General features: G+C 34.9%; 14 protein-coding genes and 1 pseudogene. 4 read left to right on the top strand and 11 right to left on the bottom strand.

The window, feature by feature from the left end; translation table 11 throughout:
- Positions 1–2: 2 nt before the first annotated feature.
- Complete coding sequence (tamL, locus tag AC07XN_RS11370) at positions 3–2378, top strand: translocation and assembly module lipoprotein TamL (protein WP_494743156.1); 2376 nt, start codon at positions 3–5, stop codon at positions 2376–2378.
- A 31-nt stretch (positions 2379–2409) separates the two neighbouring features.
- On the opposite strand, the gene AC07XN_RS11365 is transcribed toward tamL, so the two are convergent.
- From AC07XN_RS11365 to AC07XN_RS11355, 3 genes are all read right to left on the bottom strand, one after another.
- Entirely contained in the window at positions 2410–5715 is a 3306-nt protein-coding gene (locus AC07XN_RS11365; protein WP_494743155.1) for a DUF1553 domain-containing protein, read from the bottom strand.
- A 173-nt stretch (positions 5716–5888) separates the two neighbouring features.
- The gene (locus tag AC07XN_RS11360; protein WP_309912528.1) at positions 5889–8006 is read right to left on the bottom strand and encodes a peptidylprolyl isomerase; all 2118 of its coding nucleotides are present in this window, start codon (positions 8004–8006) and stop codon (positions 5889–5891) included.
- A 781-nt stretch (positions 8007–8787) separates the two neighbouring features.
- Positions 8788–9291, bottom strand: a complete 504-nt coding sequence (locus AC07XN_RS11355; protein WP_494743154.1) for a DUF2911 domain-containing protein — start codon at positions 9289–9291, stop codon at positions 8788–8790.
- Positions 9292–9410: 119 nt separating this feature from the next.
- On the opposite strand from AC07XN_RS11355, the gene AC07XN_RS11350 reads away from it, so the two are divergent.
- On the top strand, positions 9411–10685 hold the full coding sequence (locus AC07XN_RS11350; protein ID WP_494743153.1) for a hypothetical protein: 1275 nt from the start codon (positions 9411–9413) through the stop codon (positions 10683–10685).
- Positions 10686–10747: 62 nt separating this feature from the next.
- On the opposite strand, the gene AC07XN_RS11345 is transcribed toward AC07XN_RS11350, so the two are convergent.
- The 8 genes and pseudogenes from AC07XN_RS11345 to AC07XN_RS11310 form a co-directional block, all read right to left on the bottom strand.
- Positions 10748–11878 (bottom strand): aspartate aminotransferase family protein, encoded by a 1131-nt coding sequence (locus AC07XN_RS11345; protein WP_494743152.1) that lies wholly within the window; start codon positions 11876–11878, stop codon positions 10748–10750.
- A 118-nt stretch (positions 11879–11996) separates the two neighbouring features.
- Positions 11997–12854, bottom strand: a complete 858-nt coding sequence (locus tag AC07XN_RS11340; RefSeq protein ID WP_309912519.1) for a hypothetical protein — start codon at positions 12852–12854, stop codon at positions 11997–11999.
- 151 nt (positions 12855–13005) lie between these two features.
- Complete coding sequence (gene argC, locus AC07XN_RS11335) at positions 13006–13965, bottom strand: N-acetyl-gamma-glutamyl-phosphate reductase (RefSeq protein WP_309912517.1); 960 nt, start codon at positions 13963–13965, stop codon at positions 13006–13008.
- Position 13966: 1 nt separating this feature from the next.
- Positions 13967–14650, bottom strand: coding sequence for a hypothetical protein (locus AC07XN_RS11330; RefSeq protein WP_309912515.1), 684 nt, complete (start codon positions 14648–14650; stop codon positions 13967–13969).
- A 184-nt stretch (positions 14651–14834) separates the two neighbouring features.
- A pseudogene (locus AC07XN_RS11325) lies at positions 14835–15065 on the bottom strand (PIN domain-containing protein); the annotation flags it as partial.
- 20 nt (positions 15066–15085) lie between these two features.
- On the bottom strand, positions 15086–15304 hold the full coding sequence (locus AC07XN_RS11320; RefSeq protein WP_494743151.1) for a DUF2281 domain-containing protein: 219 nt from the start codon (positions 15302–15304) through the stop codon (positions 15086–15088).
- A 153-nt stretch (positions 15305–15457) separates the two neighbouring features.
- Complete coding sequence (argG, locus tag AC07XN_RS11315; protein WP_309912509.1) at positions 15458–16654, bottom strand: argininosuccinate synthase; 1197 nt, start codon at positions 16652–16654, stop codon at positions 15458–15460.
- Between the two features lie 130 nt (positions 16655–16784).
- A complete protein-coding gene (locus tag AC07XN_RS11310) occupies positions 16785–17531 on the bottom strand; it encodes a GNAT family N-acetyltransferase (protein ID WP_494743150.1) in 747 nt (248 codons plus the stop codon).
- Between the two features lie 645 nt (positions 17532–18176).
- Between AC07XN_RS11310 and aat the strand changes: the two genes are divergently transcribed.
- Together aat and proB are read left to right on the top strand one after the other, a co-directional pair.
- On the top strand, positions 18177–18818 hold the full coding sequence (gene aat / locus AC07XN_RS11305; RefSeq protein WP_494743149.1) for a leucyl/phenylalanyl-tRNA--protein transferase: 642 nt from the start codon (positions 18177–18179) through the stop codon (positions 18816–18818).
- Positions 18819–18951: 133 nt separating this feature from the next.
- Complete coding sequence (proB, locus tag AC07XN_RS11300) at positions 18952–19986, top strand: glutamate 5-kinase (RefSeq protein ID WP_309912503.1); 1035 nt, start codon at positions 18952–18954, stop codon at positions 19984–19986.
- Positions 19987–20542: the final 556 nt, after the last annotated feature.

Raw genomic sequence — 20542 nt, 5'->3', positions numbered from 1 at the left:
ACATGAACAACAAAACATTTATATATTCCTCAAAGCCTTGGAAAATATCATCCTCTACAGGGATGGTGTTTTTCACATTTATATGCTTAATATTATTCATTTCAAGCTGTTCGGTTACTAAAAAATTACCAGCTGGCGAAAGCCTGTATGTGGGAGCAAAAATTAAGATTCAGAAGGATTCTGTTATTAATAAGAAAGAAGCTAAAACGGTTCAAACACAGCTTGAAGCATTTGTTAAGCCTAAGCCAAATGCCACAATTTTTGGTTTCCCGTACAAGGTTTGGCTTTACTATTTATTTGGCGAACCCAAAAGCGAAAAAGGATTTAAGAGTTTCTTTAGGAAAAAATTTGGCGAACCTCCAGTGTTGGCAAGCAAAAGTGTAGTAGGGGCTAATTCTAAACAAATAGGATTATTATTAAATAACCAAGGGTATTTTAGGTCGTCTGCATTTGGGGTATTATCTGAAAAAGACAGAAAAGCTACAGCCGAATATACTGTTAGTTTACATGAAAGATACATCGTTGATACTGTTGTTTTTTCAGTAAAAGATAGCAGTGTTTTCAGCAAGGCTTTTGTCGCTACCAAAGCAAGATCAATGATTAAAACAGGAATGCCTTATCAGTTTGATGTGATAACGGCTGAACGTGAACGTATTGATAGAGTCTTGAAAAGACGAGGGTTTTATTATTTCAGACCAGATTTTATCATTATCAAAGCAGATTCTTCGTTTGCCACTCATAAAGTAAATCTAACTTTTGAGATAAAGCCTTCTACATCACAAGTAGCCAGAAAACTTTATTCGATTAGAGATGTACACGTATTATCAGATTATGGTGAATCTACGACAGCTGATACCCTAAAAAAACAAGAAATAAACTTTGATGGTATAAAAGTATTTGATAGAACAGCATCATTCAAACCAAAAATATTTGCTGATGCGATTGGTTTTCGTCGTGGAGTAAAATATAGTAGCAATGTTCAAGACGTATCCTTATCGAGATTAATCAACTTGAACGGAAACTTTAAATTTGTAAAAAATACATTTGAATTAGTCCCTCGGTCAGACTCAGCACTTTTAGATGTGTTTTATTATTTAACCCCTCTAAAAGCAAAATCTGTAGTGGTTGATTTGAATGGAACGACTAAATCCAACAACTATACGGGTTCTAATATCAGTATATCGTGGGTAAATAAAAATGCGTTCAAAGGGGCAGAATTATTAAAAGTTACTGCCAATGCTGGGATTGAATTTCAAGTAGGAGGAGCAAGTAGTACACTTGGTGCGTTGAATACTACTAGATTTTCGATAGAAAGTAATTTGACCTTACCGAGGTTTACAATTCCCTTCGTTACTATCAACCCAACTAAAAATCAGTCTTTACCCAAAACAAGTATTAATGTCGGGTATGAACAACTAAAAAGAGGAGGATTGTATGACCTTACGTCGCTCAGAACATCGCTTACTTATGCATGGAAACAAAGTACAGCCATAGAACATTCTTTTACCCCTATTTTGGTCAATTTAGTAAAAGCTTTTAATTTCAGTGAAGACTTTGCTTTAGAGTATTTTAGAAATCCAATTTTGTACGAAGAGATTCTTGATAATAAAATCATTATTAGTACGGCTTATACGTTTTCGTATATGCCTCAAAATAAAGCAAACAGTACCCATAATTTTTCATTTACAGGGGGTGTAGAAGTAGCAGGTAATTTGGCAAGTCTATTATCTAAATTAACATCAAGTGATGGTTCATCAACAACACTGTTTGGAGTAACCTATCCACAGTATGCAAAATTTGATGCTGACTTTAGATATAGCTATCGTATCAACCAATCGCTTCGTGTAGCCAATCGTTTCTTAGTAGGCTATGGTTTACCTTACGGTAATTCATACTTTTTACCAACAGTAAAACAATATGTAGCAGGGGGAAATAACAGTATTCGTGCTTTCCCAGCAAGAACTATTGGACCAGGAAGTTATTTAAGAACAGGTTCATTATTGGAACAAACCATCGGTGGGCAATCTGGTGATATTAAATTAGAATTTAATACTGAACTTAGAGCCAAATTTAACCAATACATCCACGGAGCTATTTTTATTGATGCAGGAAATGTCTGGATGCAGAATGATGCGGATATTTATGGTGCTGATGCCGTATTTGGCAAAGATTTTTATAAACAAGTAGCGATAGGTACGGGTATAGGTTTGCGATTAGACTTTAACTATTTAGTACTTCGTTTCGATTTAGCAACACCAGTACGCAAGCCATATTTGCCAGAAAACGAGCGTTGGGTCTTGAAAGATTTTAATTTAGGTAGCCCTGATTGGAGAAAAGAGAATTTAGTATTGAATATTGCCATTGGTTATCCATTCTAACCAATGGCAATTGGTATAGGCATTCTTGTGATTATCGTTTAATGAGCGTGCCATCAAAATTGATGAGCGTCATGGCTAATACAGTATTAGCCGCTAATTCTTTTTTATTAAGGGTTTGGTCAATGGGTGACTCACCAACGCTTAAAAGTTCCTTTATTCTCGCAGGTTTTTTATTCAAATCTGCCAATTCCTCTTGATATAATGCTTTTAGCACATTGATTTCTGTAGGACGAGGATACCTCGAAATCATGGCTTTATAGGCAAAAGTAATTCTGGTTTCTGGACTATTTCCACCTTCACGCATCATTCTTTCCGCTAGTTTTCTAGCAGCTTCATTATATTGCGGGTCGTTCATCATTATTAGCGATTGCAAAGGCGTTGATGTTTTTTGTCGTTTTACTACACAGAAGTATCTTTCTGGAGCATCAAATGTAATTGAGGATGGAGGAGGAGAGGAACGTTTCCAAATAGTATACAATCCTCTGCGATATAATGAATCTCCATGTTGCTGACGATAGGAAGTAGCATTTCTAGTAGCCAATGCCTCCCAGATGCCACTCGGTTGATAAGGATATACGCTTGGCCCACCAATTTTATGCACCAACAAACCACTGCCTTCTAAAATGGCATCTCTGATTTGCTCATGTGCATAACGATAACTTGGCCCTCTGGCGAGCAACCGATTTTCGGAATCTATTTCCATTAAATCTTTACGCTTTTTTGAAGACTGTTGATAAGTAGCAGACATTACAATCAATTTTTGCATGGCTTTGATATTCCAGCCAGATTCTCGGAAAGTAGTAGCCAGCCAATCTAACAAAGCAGGGTGTGATGGCATTTCGCCTTGGTTTCCAAAATCATCAGAAGTTTTGCAAAGACCAAAGCCAAAGTAGTTTTGCCAAAAACGATTCACCGCAACCCTTGCAAAAAGCGGATGGCGTTCATCTAAAAGCCATTGGGCTAACCCTAATCTATTTTTGGGTAAATCATCATCAAAAGGTAGCAATTTATTAATAACGCCATGAGTTACTTCTGTAGAAGGAGCATCGTAAGAGCCTCGATTGAGTATAAAGGTTTTTCGTGGAATCTTTCGTTCGCTCATTATCATTACTTCCTTGATGTCGGTAGCCAAAATATTTTCTTTTTCTCTCAGTTGTAGAAGGTTTCTGGAATAAGCAGAGAAATAAGGGTCAAAATTTAGCCTGTAATAATCAAAAAGCTGTTGCGCTTGTGTCGCCGTCCATTCATTACGAGGCGTTTTCAGAATGTCAGAAACCTGTTCTTTGTTTTTGGCAAGTCCTAGTATTTCTATTGGAGACAATTGACGCGTATAAATTTTTAATTCATCTACCGCAAAATTTTGCATTGTTTCATGAAATTCTTTCCCCATCATAAAAGGTAAACTCGACCAATTGGTATGATGTTCGCCAAATTTTATTGACTTTTTTAAATTATCGACCAATACAGTCGTCTTCATTTCTTGACCATTTTGATAAATTTTCACCCCTGATGCTTTACTGCTTCCGTCATACGTAAGCGTAATATTTTGCCATTGTTTGTAAAGTACTTTATCAGTCGTAATGATATCAATACAGTTAGCAGGCCAAACATAGCTAAGGCTTACTTGCAAAGAGCCATCTGACAATAGCCAACACTTGTAGCCTCTTTGTCCTTCAAACTCGCCATTAGAAGAATTGTAAATGGGACCATGCTCACCTTTTTTCAGAGGGTTTATCCAGAGACTTATAGAAAATGGCTGTACTCTTTCAAAATCCAAAGCCCTGTGGAAATCAATGCCACAATCACCTCTAAATAAAATGCCATTTCCCACTTTCCCTTTAATAAACTTGGGTCTTCTGTCCATATCACCGGCAATCCACCCACCGATAGAATCTACCGCAGTATTTTGATAAGCAATGTTTTTTACCTCAATTACTTCTTTCTTAAGATTATTATCAAAGCGTTTATTTGTTTTAGGAATAATACGCTCAAAAGAGAAATTAGCAACAAGGTCTTTATTGCTTGTGGCAAATTTTGAGGGTTCTTTTTGGGCAGCTAATACCCATTGGTCAAAATTCTTACGATAGATTGGATAGGTAGGTTTAATAGCCTCCTCAAAAGGAGCTATTTTTTTCTTAATAAAATCAATTTTAGCCTGAATATCAGCAGTAGGAATCATTACAGTCGGTGAAGCTTCGCCATTGTAAGGAATAATGCCTGATTCGTTGTTGTTATTAAAAAATGCAGATAATTGATAAAATTCTTTTTGGGCTATTGGGTCATATTTATGGTCATGGCATCTGGCACATTCAACAGTTAAGCCTAAAAATGCTTTACCAAAGGTATTTACCCTGTCAATGACATATTCGGTTCGATATTCTTCATCAACTACACCGCCTTCCTGTGTTTGTGGGTGATTCCTCAGGAAACAAGTAGCCATCAATTGTTCTTGCGTAGGGTTTGGTAATAAATCACCTGCTAGTTGCCAATTGACAAATTTGTCATAAGACAGGTTTTTATTAAATGAATTAATTACCCAGTCACGCCAAGGGAATGCATTTCTCATGCCATCGTCTTGATAACCGTGCGAGTCGGCATAGCGTGCAATATCTAGCCATTCGACACCCATTTTTTCACCATAATGTGGCGACTTTAATAACCTATCTACTACTTTTTCGTAAGCATTCGGAGAAGTATCTTTTAAAAAGGCATCTAATTCTTTAACAGTAGGAGGTAGTCCCGTAATATCCATAGAAACCCTACGAAGCAAAGTAGCTTTTTCAGTATGAGGGGAAGGGCTGATATGTTGTTCTTCTAGTTTTTGTAGGATAAAATTATCGATAGGATTTTTAACCCATTCATGGTGTTTTACGGTTGGCACTTCTGGTTTTTTAATCTCAGTAAAAGCCCAGTGTTCTTTGTATTCAGCCCCTTGTTTGACCCATTTTATCAATAAGGCTTTTTCTTCATCTGTTAGTGTTAAATTAGATTTTGGAGTAGGCATCACCATATCAGGGTCATGCGAAAGGATTCTTTTAATTAACTCACTTTTATCAATATTGCCTTCTACAACAGCCCTGTTTCCACTTTTTAGCTTTTCTGTAGCCCCTTCAAAATTTGTTAATTGTAAACCCGCCTCTACTTTGTTTTTATCAGGCCCATGACATTTAAAGCACCTATCTGATAGAATAGGTTTGATATGAATATTATAATCAATCTTATCTGGAAGTTTACTTTCAATAGTTGCTAGCTCAGCAGGTGTTTCTGTGCTACCACAAGCTAATAGAAGTATGCAGGATAAAAATATTGCTGATTTTTTAAACGTTGAGATTACCATAACTTTACTTTCGTCGTTAAAAGTATAAGTAAATATAATCTTGAAATACTTAAATTTAATAAGGTGCTATAGGGTATACTTTACAGAGGCCTGATGTTGATTCTCTTTGAAGTTTAGCCACAAAAAAAGCACTCCCGAAGAAGTGCCTTTTTAAAGAATATTTTTAATAACTACTAAAAGAATTTAGCTCTGTTATCAACAACTTTAGCATTTTCTTTGATTGCTTCGTTGATATAGAATGATGTTCTTTGAGCAGCCATCATTTTTGCTGAGTTTTTATAAAGTGTTAAGTCTGCAATAGCTGGTGCTGGAGTAGACTTAGTAGTTTCCATGATGAAAACACCACCTTCACCTTTGAAAGGCTTAGATCTTTTTCCAACTTTTAAACCAAATGCTTTACCAATCGCTGTAGGGTCAGCACCTGCACTACTTAATACTCCTTGAGCTAACGTAATGTCTGTAGCTGTTTCAACTAAAGCACCTGCACCATATTTCTGAGCAATTTGTTCTAAAGTACCTGAAATACCAGCTAACTTTTTCTCAATTTGTTCTGCTTTCAATTCGCTTTTTACTCTTGCTGTTAATTCTTCTCTGAAATCATCAACTTTTACTTCATCCTTATCAGTACTTCCTGTTACTAAAGCAACGATATATTGATTATCATTTTGGAATACTTCTGAAACATCACCTACTTTAGTATCCTCGTTGAATGCCCAACGAACAATATCACGTGCATTCTGTAAGTTGTTGAAACTACTAGCTCCTTCAGGGATTCTGTCTCCGCGAAGCATCAATAAAGATTTGTCTTTTTTCAAGCTTGCCTCAAATGCTGCTTTTGTCGTGTTAGCTACAGCAAAAGCATCAGCTTTACGTAAAACTTCGTCCATAGTAGATTGACTTGGAGAAATAGTACGGTTGATTGCCGCTAATTTATAACGAGTGTTCGTTTTAGCTTCTGTTACTTTTACGATATGGTAACCGAAATCAGTTTCAACAATGTTTGGTAATAAACCTGTTCCAGAGAAACCAAAAACTGCGTTCTCGAAAGGTTTTACCATTCCACCATTGTTTTTGAAGTAACCTAAATCTCCACCTTGTTGAGCAGTTCCATCAGTACCAAATTGTTGTGCCATTGCTTCAAAGCTTGCACCACCTTTAATTTGAGCTAAGATACCTTCAGCACGTTTACGAGCAGCCGCTTTTACAGAATCAGAAGCATCTTTTGGCGCATTGATTAAGATATGGCTAGCACGAACTGTGAATAATGAATCTTTTTGAATACCACCGTATTTGTAAATAGAGTATGTTAAGCCATTTTTGAATGGACCATAAATACCTCCTGGGGTCATATTAGCTAATTGTCCTTTTACTGCTTCTGGAATTTCAGCTAAAGTAGAATAATAAGGAGTTTTAATGTCCGAATTCATCATTGCAAAAGCTGAATCGTTTTTAGCAATCGCTAATTCTTTCGCCAAACGTTTGATATCGTTGTAGAAAGAAGCAGTGTCTAATTTTGAAGGAATAATTGGGAAAGTAACATATTCAATAGAACGAGTAGTTTGTCCTTTAAATAAATCTTTATGAGATGACAAATAGTCTTCTAACTGAGAGTCTGTTACTTTAATAGTAGAATCCGCTACTGAATAAAAAGGTACGTATAAATAACGCACATCCACTTTTGAATTTTGAGCAGTATAGTCTTTTTGAGCTTCAACATTGGTAGTATATGTTGACATTCTTAAAAGGTTTTCATACTTTGTTCTTAAACGATCTTGGCTCAATGATTTCTCAAAATTTACCCAAGCTTGTTGTTGAGCAGGAGGCAAAGATTTGAAATTTTTCAAGAATTGAATAACGTAACCCTTATCGAACTGACCAGTCTGAGGATTAGTAAATTGCTGACGAACAGATGGGTGAATGTTTGTCCCTTGTACCATGTCAACCAATTCAGCAGGAGAAACCGCTAATCCTAATGCTTCATATTCTTTGCCATAGGCCAAATCCATGATGTACTGGTTCCAAACTTGGTCACGAATCATCGCTAATTCCTGTTCTCCAGGACCACGACCCGATTGCTGTGTGTATTGTTGCGTAATTTCGTCAACTTTCTTTTGAAAATCTTGATTTTTGATTTTTTCTCCTCCGATTTCACCAACTACATCTTTGGGAGAGCCGAAAAAACTCGAACGACCTTGAAAAATGTCTCCACCGACAAGGAAGAGAATTAAACTGATGGCGATTGCCGCCGCCGCAATCCCCGACTTTTCTCTGATTTTGGTAATTAATGCCATTTTTAAATATTAAGTTATTGATTTTCGCTATCTATCAGCTCCAAAGCATCAAAGACAAGGTTTTTGATAATGAAATTATAATGTGATACTAATCCTTCTGATAGACTCTATAGAACCCAAAAGAAACGCAAAATAATTACTTTATTGGCTAATATCAAAATCTGAATTATTTTGGATAAGCTCTATCAATTCATAAATGTTAGTATTGTGCCATAATATGTCCTTAAATAAGAGGTGAACTTTGTAGATATAATTGGATGATTATTGGTGTAAGTATTTGATAATCATCTTATTTGTTGCTGTTATACTATAGGATTTTGTACAGTGGCATTGTTTTTTTTTACTTATTGTATTTATAATACTTTTAATAATTTTTGTTCAAATTTTGTTACTTATTAATTAATACTAAGTCTATTGATATATATAGCATCTAATTAACTTACAATAGTTTATAACAGTTTGTTTTTTTTCGTTTTCATCCATTTTATGAAAAAGATTGATTACATATCATTATCAAGACATTTCAGTGGCGAAGCAACTGATGCTGAAAATTGTGAGGTTTTTAGATGGAAAGATAGTTCGAACACTAATAAAAGAACCTATGAGCGGCTATTGGCTCTTTATGATATAAACAAGAAATCGTCAAACAATATTGATTCTCAATACGAAGCGTTTGTTTGGAGTAAGATTATTTGGAAAGTTTTATCAGAATAAAGATTATATTTTCACACAGTGAGACGACTTGAAATATTGAAGTCGTCTCACTGTGTGAAAATATAATTTATTTTATTTTAAAGCTTACTTTAACATTTTCCCAAAGCAATGATATTTCATTTTTTGAGGAAACTTCATAAGTGAGTCTTTCATAAAACTTTTTAGCCTTCTTTACGGGTACAGTAACGCGTAAAACATCCTCATCTTGTTTGTAACTGAATGCACCCCACTTTATCGTTTTGTTAAAAATGATAATCCATTCTTTTGCATTTGGAATAACAAAGAATGCATATTTCCCTGCCGATAATGCTTTGCCTTCTACTGCTATGTCATTTGAAGTAGTAAAAGCCGTTGTCTCGTTAGCACCCGCACGCCATACTTGTCCATACGGAACTAGTTTCCCCCATATTTCTCGTCCATTTACAGCAGGTTGACTGTAATCAATAACGATGGACTTCCCGTTGATGCTTGTGGTTAATTGTGCAGGAGGGCTAGGGCGTGTAGCTTTATCTTGTGCAAAAAATTGGATACTCAATAAGAGTAAGGTCAATAACAAAATAGTCTTTTTCATTTTTTTTGTACTTTTGAGTGAATAAGTAAATTTATCGCCTCAAATTTGACTATAACTTCTTGAAGCTACTTGTTCATCACTTGTTCAAGTTTATTCAAAATGTATCACGCTGATTAGTAATGATTAACGAAAAATTTTATATTGATAAATGTAAAGAACTAATTGAAAAACAATTAGAGTGGGGGGATAGCGAACACTGGCAAAATCAAGATTTTGATGTACTGAGCGAAAGAATATTTGAAGTAACTAAAGTTTCACTGAGCAATAGTACCTTAAAAAGGTTGTGGGGAAAAGTTCGTTATGATAGTACCCCGAATCTGACGACACTGAATGCTTTAGCTCAATTTATTCATTATGAAAATTGGCGAGCTTTTACTTCAAATGGCTTTCAACCTAAGATAGATGTCAATGAAGAAATTCCTCATAAAACAGCGGTTGTTACGAATACTCCTCCAAGAAGTATTTCAAAAGGATATTTTTGGGTCATAGGCTTTTTCATGGTTGGCCTATTATTAGGTATTTGGGCATTTCAACATAAATCTAGGCCTCTTACTTATTGTAAAGTATTGTTTAGTAGTATGCCCGTGACTTTAGGCGTTCCTAATACTGTATTGTTTTATTATGATGCTAAAGATTCTAATGCTGATAGCGTATTCATACAACAAAGCTGGGATAGTAAACTTCGTGTTAAAGTAGATAAAAATAAACATCAGTTTGCGAATACTTATTATTTACCAGGTTATTATAAAGCTAAACTGGTGCTCAATGATTCGATTGTTAAAGAACATGATTTATATATTGAAACGGATGGTTGGCTAAGGACAATAGATAAAGAATCTATGCCTGTTTTTTTGCCTAAAAAAGAAGCTACCAAAGAAAATGTGATAGCGATTAGTGAAGAAGATTTAATGGGACAAAAATTTGATTTAGAAAAGAATATACCTTGGGTAAGTATTTTTAAAGTGCAAAAAGATTTACAGATACCAAGTGATAATTTTGTTTTTGAAACAGACATTAAAAATACATTTAATCGTGGAGATGGCATTTGTCATAAAACGAAAATAGTTTTAATGTGTATGAACGGCGCACATGTCATTCCACTTTCAATCAAAGGATGTGTTGGTGAATTGAATGTTGTTTTAGGTAATGAGCTATACGAGGGGAAAACCTTAGATTTATCTGGCTTTGGAGTAGATTTTTCTGATTGGATACATGTTAAAATGGAAGTAAAAAACCGTGAAGCTAAGATATTTATTAACCAAAAGTTGGCTTTTGAGGGTAATTTTAAACAAAGTTTAGGAATGATTGTTGGGCTACGGGCATCTTTTAAAGGAGCAGGAGAAATAAGAAATGCTAAGTTTTATGTGAAAGATAATAAAGCTATCCGGCTATAATTGAAAAAGCTGAAATAAGATAGTATACCTTATTTCAGCTTTTTATGTATGCCTCTATTAAATTAAGCCACTACTGAAATAACTTCTTCTAGGGCTTGTAAAAACGTATCACATTCTTTTTGTGTAATAGCTAGGCTTGGTAACAAACGCAACGTATGCTTGCCAGCGTATCCACAGAAAATATGGTGGTCAAATAATAATGAATCTCTGATTTTATCAACAGGTTGTTCAAACTCAATACCAATCATTAATCCACGACCACGTAATTCTTTGATACCTTCCAGTTTGCTAAGTTTTTCAAATAGATATTCGCCCATTTTAGCTGCATTTTCTATCAAAGCTTCTTCCTTCATCACATCCAAGACAGCCACAGCAGCCGCACAAGCAAGGTGATTCCCACCGAAAGTTGTACCTAACATACCATGTTTAGCTTTGAATTTTGGTGCAATAAATACACCACCAATCGGGAAGCCATTCCCCATACCTTTAGCAGTGGTGATTAAGTCAGGTTTGATGCCTGAGAACTGATGTGAAAAGAACTTACCCGAACGTCCGTAACCACATTGTACAGAATCCAAGATTAAAATCGCTCCAGTTTTGTCACAAGCCTCACGAGCGGCTTTTAGAAATTCATCAGTTGCAACATTAATACCCCCAACTCCTTGGATACCTTCAATAATTACCGCACAAGTTTCTTCCGTTACGTTTGCTGTAAGCGTTGCTGCATCGTTGAATGGTAAAAAAGTAACGTGCTCATCATAGTTTACAGGAGCTACAATGGCTTTATTATCTGTTACGGCAACAGCACCTGCCGTTCTACCATGAAAAGCCTTTGAAAAAGCAATTACTTTTTTTCTGCCATTGAAGAAAGAAGCTACTTTCAACGCATTTTCGTTGGCTTCTGCCCCAGAATTACAAAGGAATAAATCGTATTCTTCGCAACCCGAAAGCTTACCTAATTTCTCCGCTAATTCGCTTTGAATAGGAATATTGACTGAGTTTGAATAAAAACCAATGTTTTGTAATTGTTCAGTCAGTTTTTCAACATAATATGGATGTGCATGACCAATAGAAATAACAGCATGCCCTCCGTAAAGATCAAGGTATTCAACACCATTTTTGTCCCAAAGGTAGCTACCTTTTGCTTTTACAGGAGTGATGTCGTAAAGTGGATATACATTAAAAAGATTCATTGTTAGCGATAAGCTTCGAGCTGTCAGCCTTGAGCTGTCAGTAAAAGCCTTTTATTGTTTAAAAATAAAATATCTAGTTATGCTAATACTTTTGCTCGATGCTTAAAGCTATTAGCCATTATTTCACCCTATTCTTACCAAATTTATAGCCTAAAGCACCATAAAATTCACCAAACCAAATGCTTTGTTGGGCTGAATCAGAATCTCTTCCAGTGGTATGAACATGATTAAGTCTTGTGAAGCCTCCTTTGACGTCTGTCTGGAGGAAAAACCTTCGTGATAAATCAAAGCGTAATCCAGTTTTCAATGAAACACCATAACCGGCAAAATTGAAGTGGTTGTTTCGGCCAATACTAAACAAATGTGAATCTGTTCTTGGAATAAGGGTTCCAGCACCAACGCCCACTAACCAATCTACGCCTTGAATATTATTTTTTGCTTTCCAGATTCGGTCATAGCGGTCAAGTTCTACGTGCAAATAATTAAAGCCATCCGTATGTTCGTAATGTAAAAAATCTTCTGGTCGAACCAATTTAGGGGTATGATTGAAATCTCCGACATATTCAGGGTTTACAACAATGGCAGGGTCTGATACCTGTGCTGAAATATGCCCTGATACTTCCAAGGTTTGATTATCATCCATTACATATTTCATGTGGTCTGAGCCGATTGAAATACTCCAGTGGTCACTAAAAAAATAACCATAACGGATATTATATTGAGGAATTGATAACTTAGTAATATCAAAATAAACACCCGGACTAAATGCAATTGGTAAGTCTTTAGCTGTAGCATTGTACAACGTAAAGTCATAGCCAATTCCTTTAAATCGTATGTCGGAATTAGCATATTCCGAACGATTATATCCCCAGAAGAAAAAATACTCACCTTTACGGCTATATGGTTTTTTGTCTTGCGCTGAACTTGAGAATATAAATAATATAGTGGCTAAAAAAGCAGTAAAAAGTTTATACATTTTAAGTTTTTTATTAATTAAAGTAAAGGTTCTTGGACAATAATATAATTATCAGGAAAATGATCAACTAGTAAGATTAACGAGAAGCATACTAATTAAGTTCAAGATGTAGGAGGTTGTAAATCAGCAGATAATATGTTTTTTTGCACTATTAAAACCCAACAGATTTTAAGCCTAATCCAGTTCTTTCATCTAAGCCAAACATCAAATTCATGTTTTGAACGGCTTGCCCAGAAGCTCCTTTTGTTAAATTATCGATAACACTTGAAATCAATAAATTACCATTGTGCACTTCCAATGAAATAAGGCATTTATTCGTATTTACCACTTGTTTTACGTCCACAGGTTTATCACTAATGTGTGTAAAAGGATGGGCTTCGTAATATTTCTTGTATAGTTTCTTAGCATCTTCCAAAGTCCCATCAAAGCTTGTGTAAACATTCGCCATGATCCCACGCGTAAAGTTTCCACGGTAAGGAATAAAGTTGAAATTTTGGTCAAAGCCATTTTGCAAAGTATTTACTACCATCCCTATTTCTTGTAAATGTTGATGGGTAAAAGCTTTGTAAATAGAAATGTTATTGCTTCTCCAAGAAAAATGACTCGTAGTAGAAAGACTTTGTCCTGCCCCTGTTGAACCCGTTACGGCAGAAATATGAATATCATCCGTCAAAATGCCAGCAGCAGCTAAAGGTAGCAAAGCCAACTCGATTGAAGTAGCAAAACAGCCCGGATTGGCGATATGTTTTGCCGTCTTGATTTTTTCTCTTTGTAACTCCGCTAATCCATACACAAAGCCTTCAGACTGGTCACGATAGTCTGTGCTTAAATCAACAATGTTAATGTTTTTAAAAGAAGGGTTTGCTTCCAAGAACTTTTTGGATTCTCCGTGTCCTGAGCAAAGAAAAGCCACATCAATATCTGTATGAAGGTCGTCTGAAAAGAGTAAATCAGTGTCTCCTAATAAATCAGTATGGGTACTATAAACAGGCTTCCCTGCTTGTGATTTTGAATTAACAAAAACGATTTCTACTGCTGGGTGATGAATCAGGATTCTTAACAATTCTCCTCCTGTATATCCCGCACCACCTATTATGCCTACTTTTATCATGTTATTTTTTATAGTAAGGAGTATTTTTGAAGTTTATCCATAATATACTATCAATTACTTTTTCTGAGGAATTAAATATTCCTACTTCAGTATATAGAGGAAACTTTCCAATTATTTCTCCAGTATTTCCATCTGAAACCTTCATGTTAGAAAATATAGTGTTATCAACTTTATTTTTATTCCTGATTATAATGGCATTTGGTACTAGTGCCGCACCAATGATAGTCGCAACAGATAACATGTCATTACCAAGTTTTTCCTCATTGGTTAAAAATGCAATTAGTCTAACTTCAGACTCAATTATCCCGTCAACTTCCAATACTTTGCAAATAAAATCAGCAGGTAAATCTTTTATATCTTGTAGTGTAATTTCGTTTTCAGCTAAAAGACTATTTGTTTCGTCAAATGATTGTATTTCAACAGCAACAAACTCTTTTTTTAATTTTAAATAGTCGTTTAATTTCTTCTGTAGTAAAAAGCCATCTTCATACTCTTTATTCCTAACATCTCCAATTTTTAAGCCTTCGGGGAGGGTTCTATACACATACAAAACCTTAACAGGCAAAATAGCAATTTTTTTATGATGCTTCGCTAATGAATCAAGGCTAATCTCTTGAGAGAAAGCAGTCTTCGTAATAATTAGTAAAATAATAAAAGAAAGATGCTTATGTAGATGGCTAGTCATTGTAATACTTTATTTTTAGAACTATTTTAGTTACTTTCTATGCTTCGATAAGATTAATTATCGAGGTGTAATTTTTGAATTTTTCATCGGCTGATACAATCACTAAATCTTCATGAACAGCAACAGCTATTAACATTCTGTCAAAAGGGTCTCTATGCTCTGGAAGAAGAGGAATGCTCTGATATTAAATGGAGTGATGTCGATTTAAGTCAATAATTTTGATATCTTTTTCAATCGTTTTATCAATGGTAAATTCCAAGGTATCTGGAAGCACAAGTTTTCCAATTGAAAGTTTAATACTCATTTCATAAAAACTAATAGTACTAACATAGATATCATTAGTTTCGTCCTCAATCAGTTGTTTTGATTTGGTTTTCAGCAGAGGGTTGTCTTCTAAAAACCAAATCAATGTATGAGTATCTAATAAGAGTTACATTACATATAATCTTTTAAATCTTCGAGAGGTTCATTGAAATCTTCAGACATCCATACTTTACCGCTAAGTCCTCCTGCTTTTCGGTTTTTATTTGGATTTTTTTTAATGGTCTCCTCCTCCAAAAATGTAACGATTACATTCATTTTATGGTTTGAAATGGGCTTTTCAGCTAAAGTGATTTGCCCATTTTCATAAGTTCCTTTGATGGCTGTGAGCATATTATTCCTTGATTTAGGTTTAATGAAAATACTATACTAAGTACATTAACTAAGCGAAATAATTTGATTTTCTAATAAAGTAGTCTATATAAAAAGTGTTGTGTAACAATATTTTCAATAAACTCACAACTCGTCATTCGCAACTCAAAACTCCTATAATCCCGCTTCCGTAACTTTTCTATGAATCATTGTTTGGTTAGAAACAATTTTAGAGAACCCTCTAACATCATCACCCGTCCAAGTATTATTCATTTCGCCATACGAACCGAAAATAGAAGACATTAAATCGAACTTAGATTCAATACCTAATAATTGATAACGATATGGAGCCAAATGAATCTGTACTGTTCCAGAAACATTCGATTGAGTATCTGCTAAGAAAGTCTCGAAATTACGCATTACTGGCTCTAAGAATTGCCCTTCGTGAAGCATCGTTCCGTAAGTTTCTCCTAAAGTTTGTTTCCAGTATAATTGTTGCTTCGTTAACGTATGTTTTTCTAATAAATGGTGCGCTTTGATGATTAATAAAGGGGCAGCCGCTTCAAAGCCAACTCTTCCTTTAATACCAATAATTGTATCGCCCACGTGGATATCACGACCTACACCATAAGGAGCAGCAATATCTGTCAATTTACGAATTGCTTGAACAGGAGTTAATGTTTCATCATTAATACCCACTAACTGTCCTTTTTCGAAATGTAACTTTACTGTTTCTTCACCTGTTGCCGTTACTTGTGTTGGCCAAGCAGATTCTGGTAAATATCCATAAGAAGTAAGGGTTTCTTTACCACCTACTGATGTTCCCCAAAGTCCTTTGTTGATTGAATAAGTAGATTTTGTCCAGTCGCGAACAACGCCTTTTTCTTTTAAATATTCAATTTCCGCTTCACGCGATAATTTCATATCACGGATTGGCGTAATTACCTTACATTCTGGCACCATGATTTGAAAAACCACATCAAAACGCACTTGGTCGTTTCCTGCACCAGTACTTCCATGAGCAATCGCTTTTGCACCGATTTTATTCGCATATTCCGCTACGGCAGTCGCTTGGAATACTCTTTCTGCCGATACTGAAAGGGGATAAGTATTGTTTTTCAATACATTACCATATACCATATAGCGGATACAATCATTGTAATATTTTTCAACTACATCTAATGTTACGTGGCTTGTTACGCCCAATCCATAAGCTTTTGCTTCAATGTCCTTTAGCTCCTCAGCGGTAAATCCACCTGTATCAACAAGGGCTGAATGTACTTCATAACCACAATCGTCTGCTAAATATTTTACACAAAAAGAGGTATCAAGCCCTCCACTAAATGCTAGAATTACTTTTGGTTTACTCATTTTTTGCTCTAAGCAATACGCTGTAGGCGATATGCTAATAGTTAAATTTATAAAATTTATAATGGGAAAAGGCTAGGCCTATGAAAACATATAATTTATTGTGATATATATCACGAATTAACAATTTTGACTACATCACTTGTCTTGATGCTCTTCTCTCAGCCATTTTCAAAAACATTTTTTCTTTAATGTTTTTAAGGCGTTCTAATACTTTTACGTCTTTCAAGAAATTCCATTTTTCATGTGTATTTTCTTCAGAAACTTCTGTACTAGACTGGTTCTCTTCTTGTTCTTTTAAAGCTTTTTTACGCTCCCATTCAGGGTCGAAAATCATTCCTGTACATAAGCAATGCTTACGGTCTGTACGGCTCAATACGTCGTAATTTACACACGACTGACAGCCTTTCCAGAAAGCATCGTTCACAGGTAATTCACTAAAAGTAGTTGGTTCGTAACCCAATTCAGAGTTTATTTTCATTACTGCCAACGAAGTAGTAATACCTATAATCTTAGCATCAGGATAACGTGTTCTCGAAAGCTCAAAAGCTCTTGCTTTTACGGCTTTTGCTATGCCATATTTTCTCCATTCTGGTTTTACGATTAATCCAGAATTAGCTACAAATTTTCCATGTTCCCACGTTTCAACGTAACAAAAACCAATAAAATCGCCTTCCGAATCGGTGGCAACGATGGCTTTGCCTTCTTTGATTTTGTCACGAAGGTATTCTGGAGAACGTTTTGCAATGCCCGTACCACGAGCTTTTGCAGATTCTTCCATTTCATGGCAAATTGCCTCAGCAAGATGCAAGTGTTCAGTTGTAGCAACCTGAACAGTATAATTGTTAGTTAAAACCTCAGAAGCTGATAATTTTTCCACTTTAAGACTTAGCTTGGAAATTGTTTTTAGTTAGAAAAACAAGGTGATAATAAACCTCGGCTCAGAAATGAAAGCCTAAGAATTATCGATTAAAAAAAACAAATGGGATGTCGAAAAACTCTACCACATGGGTAAATAGAAATACGTTAGGGATCAGACCCTACGGAAGAACGTACGCCTAAAAATAGGCATAGGAGAATACGAATATGATATGAATTTTACTTCGTAAACCATTTTGGTTGATGGGTTATCCGAGTTGAAAGTGAGTAAAAACGAATAATCGTGCAAAGTTTACCAAAACTAAATTTAAGATGCAATATATTTTTTCAATTTTATATAAACTTAATAGAAAAAAGCCAAAATATCGCTTTTTAGTGCTTTTTATAAGGGGTGATGCTCACATTTTTACTGATGATATCTACTTTTATTTTATGAATCAGCATGAGTGTAAATAATCATCTATATTTGGATTATTGAGTTTATTTAATTAAAATTGATTATCAATAGTGATATCACATAACAAGAAATATCATATAGCAAATTGCGTTATTAGTTTGATAGTAATATAACACTAACTTTTGAGTTTAAGTTTTTACTAAATAGAAATAATTCTATAAACGTTAACAAAGAGAAAGAATAAGGAAAATGTCTATTTCTCCCAAAATAAATACGAGTAAACTAACTGCCGATGATTTGATTTATGGGTATATGAACGGGATTTTCCCGATGGCAGATACCGATGGTACTTTATATTGGTATTCACCAGACCCCCGAGCAATTATTCCTATTGATACCTATAAACCACCAAAGTCACTAAAACCTATACTGAATAAAAAACATTTTGAAATTAGAATCAATGCTGATTTTGAAGGAGTAATGCGCAATTGTGCTATGCCTAGAAAAGGGGATGATGAGACATGGATTTCTGAAGAAATTATTGAAGCATACAGCGATTTAAATAAAATGGGATTGGCACATTCTGTGGAAACGTATATTGATAACCGTGTCGTAGGAGGGTTGTATGGCGTTTCCATTGGAGGAGTTTTCTTTGGAGAATCAATGTTTTATAAAGAGCCTGAAGGCTCGAAAATAGCGTTTCATTATTTAATTGAAATTCTAAAAACACAAGGATTTACTTTGTTGGATACCCAATTTATTAATGATAATGTTAGACGCTTCGGAGCGATTGAAATTTCAAGAGCTGATTATGTGAAGTCGCTAAAAAAAGCGTTAGAGAAGCATTGCGATTTTGCTGATGTGGATTTGAAACATTTATTCAAGTCATAAAAGTAAAGATATTTTTTTGGCTATAATTTATTACCTAAATTGTTAAAGATTCAGAATGTTGTAATTTTGTGGTTGTATTACCTCAGTTTATAAATTACTCATTTAGCATAAGCGATTTCCGCTTACATTTAAAATGTCCAAACCAATTATTGTTATCAAATTCGGAACGGCTTCAATTACACATAAGTCTGGAGAATTGAACGAGGAAATCTTGCAAGAAATAGCTCGCCAAGTTTCTATCTTACATCATGAATATCAGATTGTTATGGTTTCTTCTGGAGCAGTAGGAGCAGGCAAAAGTTTTATAGGAAATTATAAAGGAACCATTGCCGAGCGTAAAGCTGCTGCGGCCATCGGGAATCCGCTATTGTTAGCAAAATACACCCAATATTTTTCAAAGTATGGTATTACGGTAGCGCAAAGTTTGTGCGAAAGACATCACTTTGCCCATAGGAATCAATTTCTTCAATTAAAAGAGACCTATCAGGAACTTTGGAAAAATGGCATAATCCCGATTGCCAATGAAAATGATGTTGTCAGTAATTTAGAATTAAAGTTTTCTGATAACGATGAATTAGCAACTTTAATCGCTACGGGTTTTGGGGCTGATACTTTATTGCTTTGTACGTCAGTAGGAGGATTGCTAGATGCCGAAAAAAATATTATTCCATACATCGCCAAAGTAGATGCTTCGGTATTAGGCTTAGCCAATGATGATAAATCTTCTTTGGGCTTAGGAGGTATGATTTCAAAACTAACCTATACTCGTTTGGCAACTAGTATGGGTACTAAAGTTGTCATTTTTGGAATGAAGCCAGAAGATGGAATCCTAAAGGCGTTGGTCAATAAAAACGGAACTAGCTTTGCATCACAAAAAGTAAGTTTAAATGCTCGTCAGAAATGGCTGGCTTCTGGAAGTCTTATTGCAGGTAAAGTACAGGTAGATTCGGGAGCAAGTTTGGCCCTTGAAAATAGGAAAAGTCTGTTGGCAGTAGGTATCAAAAAAGTAATAGGTGTTTTTGAAAAAGGAGAGGTATTTGAAATTATAGACGAAAAGAAAAATGTAATTGCTATTGCTCGCGCCAGAGAATCCTCAGAAATAATAACAGCTAATCTGAAAACACAGAATTTTGAAGTGGCTAATGCCGATGATATTGTTATTCTATAAGATGATAGTTTAGATTCCCTTCTTATAAATGCCCACAAAAAGAAAGCCACCCCGAATATCGGAGTGGCTTTGCTATGAAACCTCTTTAAACTTCTCAATTAAGATATATAAAATGCTCATGTACTGAGCGTCTTGTCGAATTGAATATTTTCAAGATATCAAAAGGCTTTATCTATTTTGATACTTTTAATGGACGAATACTGACAATCAAAAACACCCCATTTTCTCTTAATCATTGTAATGATTCTTAACAATGATTTTTATTATCGTCAAGGAATAATATTTCTATTGTTCTGGGTTAAAATTATGTCCCTTTCACGACAAAATTTTGATAATGAGACGAAAGGGTAAAAAAAAAAGACGAAAATCTTAATTGTCAATTTTTATAGCTAGTTTTTGTAAAACTCACATTTTTTCTGATAAAACCTTAAAATATTAAACCTGAGCTCTTTAGCTTAAAAAAAGACGGTTTTTAACCATAAAAAGTGTTTTTTTTCAAAAAATACATTTCTATCATCATCTTTTTCAAAAAAAGAACCTCCTTTTTATAAAATAC

The organism is Arcicella sp. GW458-12-2-14-TSB2, assembly GCF_059423785.1.
Note: the sequence above shows the minus strand (reverse complement) of the source record. Positions and strands in the feature narration are given on the sequence as shown.

Excerpts from the sequence above, each read along its gene's own strand:
- tamL (WP_494743156.1), top strand. The coding sequence starts at position 3 with ATGAACAACAAAACATTTATATATTCCTCAAAGCCTTGGAAAATATCA.
- AC07XN_RS11365 (WP_494743155.1), bottom strand. The coding sequence starts at position 5,715 with ATGGTAATCTCAACGTTTAAAAAATCAGCAATATTTTTATCCTGCATA.
- AC07XN_RS11360 (WP_309912528.1), bottom strand. The coding sequence starts at position 8,006 with ATGGCATTAATTACCAAAATCAGAGAAAAGTCGGGGATTGCGGCGGCG.
- AC07XN_RS11355 (WP_494743154.1), bottom strand. The coding sequence starts at position 9,291 with ATGAAAAAGACTATTTTGTTATTGACCTTACTCTTATTGAGTATCCAA.
- AC07XN_RS11350 (WP_494743153.1), top strand. The coding sequence starts at position 9,411 with ATGATTAACGAAAAATTTTATATTGATAAATGTAAAGAACTAATTGAA.
- AC07XN_RS11345 (WP_494743152.1), bottom strand. The coding sequence starts at position 11,878 with ATGAATCTTTTTAATGTATATCCACTTTACGACATCACTCCTGTAAAA.
- AC07XN_RS11340 (WP_309912519.1), bottom strand. The coding sequence starts at position 12,854 with ATGTATAAACTTTTTACTGCTTTTTTAGCCACTATATTATTTATATTC.
- argC (WP_309912517.1), bottom strand. The coding sequence starts at position 13,965 with ATGATAAAAGTAGGCATAATAGGTGGTGCGGGATATACAGGAGGAGAA.
- AC07XN_RS11330 (WP_309912515.1), bottom strand. The coding sequence starts at position 14,650 with ATGACTAGCCATCTACATAAGCATCTTTCTTTTATTATTTTACTAATT.
- AC07XN_RS11320 (WP_494743151.1), bottom strand. The coding sequence starts at position 15,304 with ATGCTCACAGCCATCAAAGGAACTTATGAAAATGGGCAAATCACTTTA.
- argG (WP_309912509.1), bottom strand. The coding sequence starts at position 16,654 with ATGAGTAAACCAAAAGTAATTCTAGCATTTAGTGGAGGGCTTGATACC.
- aat (WP_494743149.1), top strand. The coding sequence starts at position 18,177 with ATGTCTATTTCTCCCAAAATAAATACGAGTAAACTAACTGCCGATGAT.
- proB (WP_309912503.1), top strand. The coding sequence starts at position 18,952 with ATGTCCAAACCAATTATTGTTATCAAATTCGGAACGGCTTCAATTACA.